This window comes from Streptomyces sp. NPDC093252 (genome assembly GCF_040683675.1).
In the GTDB taxonomy this organism is placed as follows: Bacteria; Actinomycetota; Actinomycetes; order Streptomycetales; family Streptomycetaceae; genus Streptomyces.
Map to the genome: position 1 here is coordinate 427879 of NZ_JBFBEM010000003.1, position 6176 is coordinate 434054.

General features: G+C 72.1%; 6 protein-coding genes. 5 read left to right on the forward strand and 1 reads right to left on the reverse strand.

The window, feature by feature from the left end; translation table 11 throughout:
• Positions 1 to 12: 12 nt before the first annotated feature.
• From gadC to AB0O01_RS07965, 5 genes are all read left to right on the forward strand, one after another.
• On the forward strand, positions 13 to 1728 hold the full coding sequence (gene gadC, locus AB0O01_RS07945) for a putative glutamine/gamma-aminobutyrate antiporter GadC (protein WP_365311601.1): 1716 nt from the start codon (positions 13 to 15) through the stop codon (positions 1726 to 1728).
• Positions 1725 to 2675 (forward strand): glutaminase A, encoded by a 951-nt coding sequence (gene glsA, locus AB0O01_RS07950; RefSeq protein ID WP_365311602.1) that lies wholly within the window; start codon positions 1725 to 1727, stop codon positions 2673 to 2675. The genes gadC and glsA overlap by 4 nt, the downstream gene beginning before the upstream one ends.
• Positions 2676 to 2964: 289 nt before the next feature.
• Positions 2965 to 3861 (forward strand): helix-turn-helix domain-containing protein, encoded by an 897-nt coding sequence (locus AB0O01_RS07955; RefSeq protein ID WP_365311603.1) that lies wholly within the window; start codon positions 2965 to 2967, stop codon positions 3859 to 3861.
• On the forward strand, positions 3858 to 4205 hold the full coding sequence (locus AB0O01_RS07960; RefSeq protein WP_365311604.1) for a hypothetical protein: 348 nt from the start codon (positions 3858 to 3860) through the stop codon (positions 4203 to 4205). Before AB0O01_RS07955 ends, AB0O01_RS07960 begins: the two co-directional genes overlap by 4 nt.
• On the forward strand, positions 4202 to 4459 hold the full coding sequence (locus AB0O01_RS07965; protein ID WP_365311605.1) for a hypothetical protein: 258 nt from the start codon (positions 4202 to 4204) through the stop codon (positions 4457 to 4459). Before AB0O01_RS07960 ends, AB0O01_RS07965 begins: the two co-directional genes overlap by 4 nt.
• A gap of 68 nt (positions 4460 to 4527) precedes the next feature.
• Here the strand turns inward: AB0O01_RS07965 and AB0O01_RS07970 are convergent, their stop codons facing one another.
• Positions 4528 to 5442: a DUF3027 domain-containing protein gene (locus AB0O01_RS07970; protein ID WP_365311606.1), complete on the reverse strand. Its 915-nt coding sequence runs from the start codon at positions 5440 to 5442 to the stop codon at positions 4528 to 4530.
• Between the last annotated feature and the right edge of the window lie 734 nt (positions 5443 to 6176).

Consider the following 6176-nt stretch of genomic DNA (forward strand, 5'->3'; position numbering starts at 1 on the left):
AAAGGGCGGCCGATGAGCGAGCCGACGCAGCCGACGCAGCCGACGGAACGAGCGGCACCGGCGAGACCGGCGGAAACACCGGGAGCAGCGGGAACAGCGGGAGCAACGGGGCGTACGACGGCGGACCGCAACGGCGGCGGCGCCGGTGCTGGCGGCGCTGTCGGCAGGGGCGGCGGCGGGGGGAAGAAGCTCACCATCGCCGCCCTGGTGATCATGAACATGGTCGCGGTGATCAGTCTGCGCGGACTCCCCGCCGAGGCCGAGTACGGGCTCAGCTCGATCTTCTACTACCTCTTCGCGGCCGTGTTCTTCCTGGTGCCGGTCTCCCTGGTCGCCGCCGAACTCGCCACCGGGTGGCCGGAGAAGGGCGGGGTGTTCCGGTGGGTCGGTGAGGCGTTCGGCTCGCGGCTCGCGTTTCTCGCGATGGCGATGCTGTTCATCGAGGTGACCATCTGGTTCCCGACCGCCCTCACCTTCGGCGCGGTGGCGCTCGCCTACACCGGGCCGGACAAGGGGCTGGACGCGCAGATCTCGGGCAAGCGGTTCTTCGTCCTCGGGGTGGTCCTGGTCGTCTACTGGATCGCTACCTTCCTGGCCTTCCGGGGCGTGCAGTCCTTCGCCCGGGTCGCGAAATGGGGCGGGATCATCGGGACGATCGTCCCCGCCGGAATCCTCATCGTGCTCGGCTTCGCCTATGTGATCGCCGGGAACACCCCGCAGATCGACACGAGCTGGGGCCAGCTCCTCCCGGATTTCAGCAATTTCAGCAATGTGGTACTGGCGGCGAGCATCTTCCTCTTCTACGCGGGCATGGAGATGAACGCCATCCATGTGAAGGAGGTGAAGAACGCCTCCCGGAACTATCCGATCGCCATCGGACTGGCGGCGGTCGGCACGGTGGCGATTTTCGTACTGGGCACCCTGGCCATCGGATTCGTGGTCCCGCACGCGGACATCAATCTCACCCAGAGCCTGCTGACCGCGTACGACGACATGTTCGACTGGGCGGGCATCTCCTGGGCCGCCCCGGTGGTGGCGGCGGCGCTCGCGGTGGGGGTGCTGGCGGGAATCGTGACCTGGGTCGGCGGGCCTTCCTCGGGGCTTCTGGTGGTGGCGAGGGCGGGCTATCTCCCGCGTTTCTTCCAGGTCACCAACAAACACGGCATGGCCACCCACATCATGCTGGTGCAGGCGGGGATGGTGACCTTCCTCTCGGTGCTCTTCGTGGTGCTGCCGTCGGTGCAGGCCGCCTATCAGATCCTCAGCCAGCTCACCGTCATCCTCTATCTGGTGATGTATCTGCTGATGTTCGCGGCGGCCATCCATCTGCGCTACAGCCAGCCGCACCGGCCGCGCCCCTACCGTATTCCGGGCGGGCAGCTCGGCATGTGGATCGTGGCCGGGTTCGGTTTCATCGGGGCGCTCCTCGCGTTCGTCCTCAGTTTCATTCCGCCGAGCCAGATCTCCATCGGCAGTTCCGGGCTCTATGTCGGTCTGCTGATGGGCCTGACCGTTGTCTTCCTGGCCATCCCGCTGTGGGTGTACGCGATCCGCAAACCGCACTGGCGCGACCCCGGCAGCGCGTTCGCGCCCTTCACCTGGCAGGCCGAGGGCCACCATCCGGGCCTGCCCAGCGACTCCGGAGCGACCACGGGTGAGCTGCTCGCGGCGATGGGTGAAACGCCCCCGGGGACGGGCGGACCGCTCCCGGGGAAGCCGGCCCCATGACGGCCGGCCCGGCCCTGGACGCCGCCCGCATCGAGGCCGCCCTGCACGCCGCCCACACCGCCCACGCGTCGAACACGGACGGGGCCAACGCCGACTACATCCCCTGCCTGGCCTCCGTCGACCCGCATCTCTTCGGCCTGGCCGTGGCCACCGCCGACGGGCGGCTGTACGAGACCGGCGACAGCGGCCATCTCTTCGCCCTGGAGTCCATCTCCAAGGTCTTCACCCTCGCCCTCGCCATGGCGGACATCGGCCCCGCCGCCATCCGCCGCAAGGTCGGCGCCGATCCGACAGGGCTCCCCTTCAGCTCCGTGATGGCCCTGGAACTCCACGGCAGCAAACCCCTCTCCCCGCTCGTCAACGCGGGCGCCCTCGCGACGACCAGCCTGGTGTCCGCGGCGACCCCCGGGGAACGCTGGGAACGCATCCTGCGCGTCCAGCGCGCGTTCGCGGCCCGCGAGATCCGGCTCAGCGAGGAGGTGGACGCCTCCGAACAGGGCGCCAACGCCCACAACAAGGCCATCGCCTGGCTGCTCTCCAGCGCGGGCACGCTGTACGCGGACCCCATGGAGTCGTGCGAGGTCTACACCCGGCAGTGCTCGACGCTGGTCACCACGGCGGACCTGGCCCGTATGGGCGCCACGCTCGCCGCGGGCGGTGTGAACCCCTTCAGCGGCGAACGGGTCGTCCACCGCGCCGACGTGCCGCACATCCTGGCCGAGATGACCATGGAGGGCATGTACGACACCTCGGGCGACTGGGCGTACGTGGCCGGTATCCCCGCCAAGAGCGGCGTGGGCGGCGGGATCATGGCCGTCGCCCCGGGCCGCCTCGCCATCGCGGCGTTCTCGCCGCCGCTCGACCCGGTGGGCAACAGTGTGCGGGGCTGGGCGGCGACGGCCCAGATCGCGGGCGACCTGGACCTGGGCCTGTACCGGACCCCCTGACCCTCCGGGCGGAACCGGGGCCGAACCGAACCACGAGAACCCGCGCTTCGGCGGTGCAGGCGATCACCGACAAAGGACTAAGGGAGAGAAAGAAACCGAACCAAACCCCACCCCTCCTCCCGCCCGGACACCGCGTCACCCGAGCGGGTGAACATCGCCAACTGGGCTGGACTCGGCATCTGTTGAGTGCTCTACGCTCAGCGCACACCAGCCGACAAATAGTTCGGCCCCCGCGGGGACTGCCATCCCACTGCGAGGGCCTGACCAACTAGGAAGCACTACCTTCCCGATGGATGAACGCGACACTACCGCGCCCGCCCCCTCCGAGTCCCGGAACCCGGCGCGAATTCCCTCTCCCCGGCACGGTCTGTGCCACGAGAACTCCCGCCACACCACCCACTTCACGGTGATCGGCAACCACCTCGCCCAGCACCAGGAGCTGTCCCTGCTGGCGATCGGCCTCGGCTGCCACATCCAGTCGCTGCCGCAGGGCGCCCGTGTGGACATCAAGTCCCTCGCCGCCCGCTTCCCGGAAGGCACGACCCGTATCGCGGCGGCCCTGCGGGAGCTGGAGAAGCACGGCTATCTGCGCCGGACGCGGGAGCGGACCCCCGAGGGCCGGATGGTGACCCGTACGACGTCCTGCAACCGGCCCGGCCACCGGGGAGAGCAGCGCGACCGCCCTCCGCCGCCCCGCCCCCGCGAACCCCGCGAACCCCGCAAGCGGGCCCTGCCCGCGGTCCCCCAGCCGATGTACGCCGGACCCGGGCTGCTCCACGCGGCGGCGGACCTGCTGAGCGGACTGCGCCGCGAGGACCCCCGGCTGCTCCTCTCCACCGCCGACACGGCCCACCTGACACCCGGCGTCGCCGCCTGGCTGGAACGGGACGTGAGCCCCACCGCCCTGAGCCGGGCCCTGGTCTCGGACCTCCCGGCGGAGCCCCTGCACCGACCGGCGGCCCTTCTCGCCCACCGCCTCTCGGCGGGCCTGCCACCACCGCCACCCTTCACCCCCGCACCCCCACCCCTACCCCCACCCCCGACCCGGATCCCCCTCCAGACCTGCGACGGCTGCGAACGCGCGTTCCGCGCACCGGAACGGGGGCGGTGCCGGGACTGCCGGAGCCCTGCCGGGCAGAGCACCGCCGGATACCCTGATGGCGGCACTCCCGGGAGGACTCCATGAGTACACAGGCCGACCACGGACACGCGCTGATCCCTCGTCCCGAGCCCACTCCCGATGCCCTGCGTGCCGCGCTCGCCGTCGTCGCGCCGGGCCGGCTGAGCGAGATGCAGAAGACGAAGGACGACGCTTTCGCCAAGGCCGTCGCGTGGCAGTCGTTGAGCCCGGTCCAGAGCTGGGTGCTGATCTGGGCCAGGGAGATCGAGATCGCCCGCCGCCCCGACCTGTCCACCCGCATCGACCACGCACAGCGGCATCTGGAGGACGAGGACCCCGTCGTCGCCCGGGAAGCCCTGCGCGAACTGAGCACCGTCCTGGACGAAGCGATGAGGGCCGTACGCGAGTGAGCTGGAAAGGGGAGTACGCCTTCGGCGCCGAGGAGGCCACCCGGACCGCTCCCGCGGAGTTTCTCCGCGCGGTGGAGGTCGGTGCGGACGAACTCGTCAGGGCGGCCGAGGCTCTTCGTGTCCATGGTCGGGCCCCTCGCGGAATCGACCCCGAGGGCACAGAGGTGATCGTCCCGGGCGGGATGTTCAGATACCAGATCGTTGTGCGCAGTGAACGCGTCTACATCGCCCAGATCACGTATCTGGGCTTCTGAGCCCGGCGGGCCCGACTCGACCGTCCCCGTCGAGTCGGGCGTGGGCCCGTCCACAGTGAGCCGCGGGGCTACGAGTGCCCCAGTTCCGCCGTCGTCCCGTCGGCCGGGGTGGGGTCCGGCTGCGGGTGGAGGGGGAAATCGTCCACCTTCGTCTCGTCGATCACCGGAGGTGGCGGCTGGGGCGGGGTCGGCATGATCGCCGCCTCCGAGTGGCCTCCGCAGCCGTAGGAGAGGGAGACCAGGCGGCCGTCCGCCGGGGAGAACTCGTTGGCGCAGGCGCCGAACGCCTGGCCCAGGGAGCCGCCGATCGGGACCAGGAAGCCGCAGCTCACGCAGGCTGCGGGGGCGGCCTGGGCCATCTGGGTCTTCGCGCCGAACGCCTCGTCCCAGCGGTCCGCGGCGATGTGCAGGCCGTAGCGGGACAGCACACGGGTCCGGCCCAGGCCCAGTTCCTCGGCCGTCGCGGCGATGGAGCCCCGGGAGGGGGTGAGGGGGAGGGTGGCGGGCACGCCCGCCGTGAGGTCGGCGTCCTCGGCCTCCGCCAGTTCCGCCATGTCGGCGGAGATCGCCGAGTTCGGGGGCGGGGCGTCCTCGCCGGTGTAGCCGGGCTCCAGGCGGATGTCGTCCGCGTCGGTGGGGAGGAGGTCGCCGGGGCCCATGTCGCCGGGGCGCAGGCGCTCGCTCCAGGGGACCCATTCGGGGGCGAGGAGCGCGTCGGGGCCGGGGAGGAGCACCACCTCGTCCAGCGTGACGACCTTCGCGCGGGACGCCCGCGCCACCGTCACCGCCCAGCGCCAGCCCCGGTAGCCCAGTTCCCGGCACTCGAAGAGATGGGTGACGACACGGTCCCCTTCGGTCGTCAGCCCGGTGTGCTCCCCCACGACCCCCGGCGCGGCGGCCTCCTCGGCGGCGGCGCGGGCGAGGTCGACGGCCTCGGCGCACAGACGGTCGGGGGTACGGCTTCGCGTTGTCGCTGCGCTCACAGGTATCGCTTCTCTCCTACGCCGTCGCTACCGGGTGCGGATTGCCTCCGGCGGTTGGGGGACGGAGCGGACGGAAGACCGCTTCGACATCCACGCCTGTCGCGCTCGGGCGCACCTATGTCACCCATTCTGCCTGTTCCCCGTCCGGGGGCCTACACCGACGCCCGTTCCGGGCGTCGTGGCACCCCATTTACGTCCGGGAGGCGGGGGCGGGATGCCTGGCGGGGGTGGCGGGTCCGGGGGGTGGGGGCGCGTCCGGATCTCTGGCAGGGCGGTTTCCCTCGCGGGTCCGGGTCCCTGGCGGGGGCGGGGGTCCGGGGGTGGGGGCGGGCCCGGTTCCCTGGCGGGCCCGGTTCCCTGGCGGGGGCGGGTGTGCTGGCGGGGGCGGGTCCGGGGTCCCCGGCGGGGGCGGGTCCGGGATCGCTGGCGGGTGCGCTGGCGGAGCGCGCCCGGGTTCCCTGGCGGAAGCGGGTCCGGGGTCCCCGGCGGAAGCCGGTCCGGGGTCCCCCGGCGGGAGCGGGTCCGGGATCCCTGGCGGGGGCGGGGCTCGGGTTCCCTGCCGGACGGGTCTCGGGTCCCCCGGCGGAAGCCGGTCCGGGGTCCCCCGGCGGGGCCGGTCCGGGATCGCTGGCGGGTGCGGGGCTCGGGTTCCCTGCCGGACGGGTCTCGGGTCCCCCGGCGGAAGCCGGTCCGGGGTCCCCCGGCGGGGCCGGTCCGGGATCGCTGGCGGGTGC

Coding starts and splice junctions, on each gene's coding strand:
- gadC (WP_365311601.1), top strand. CDS start 13: ATGAGCGAGCCGACGCAGCCGACGCAGCCGACGGAACGAGCGGCACCG.
- glsA (WP_365311602.1), top strand. CDS start 1,725: ATGACGGCCGGCCCGGCCCTGGACGCCGCCCGCATCGAGGCCGCCCTG.
- AB0O01_RS07955 (WP_365311603.1), top strand. CDS start 2,965: ATGGATGAACGCGACACTACCGCGCCCGCCCCCTCCGAGTCCCGGAAC.
- AB0O01_RS07960 (WP_365311604.1), top strand. CDS start 3,858: ATGAGTACACAGGCCGACCACGGACACGCGCTGATCCCTCGTCCCGAG.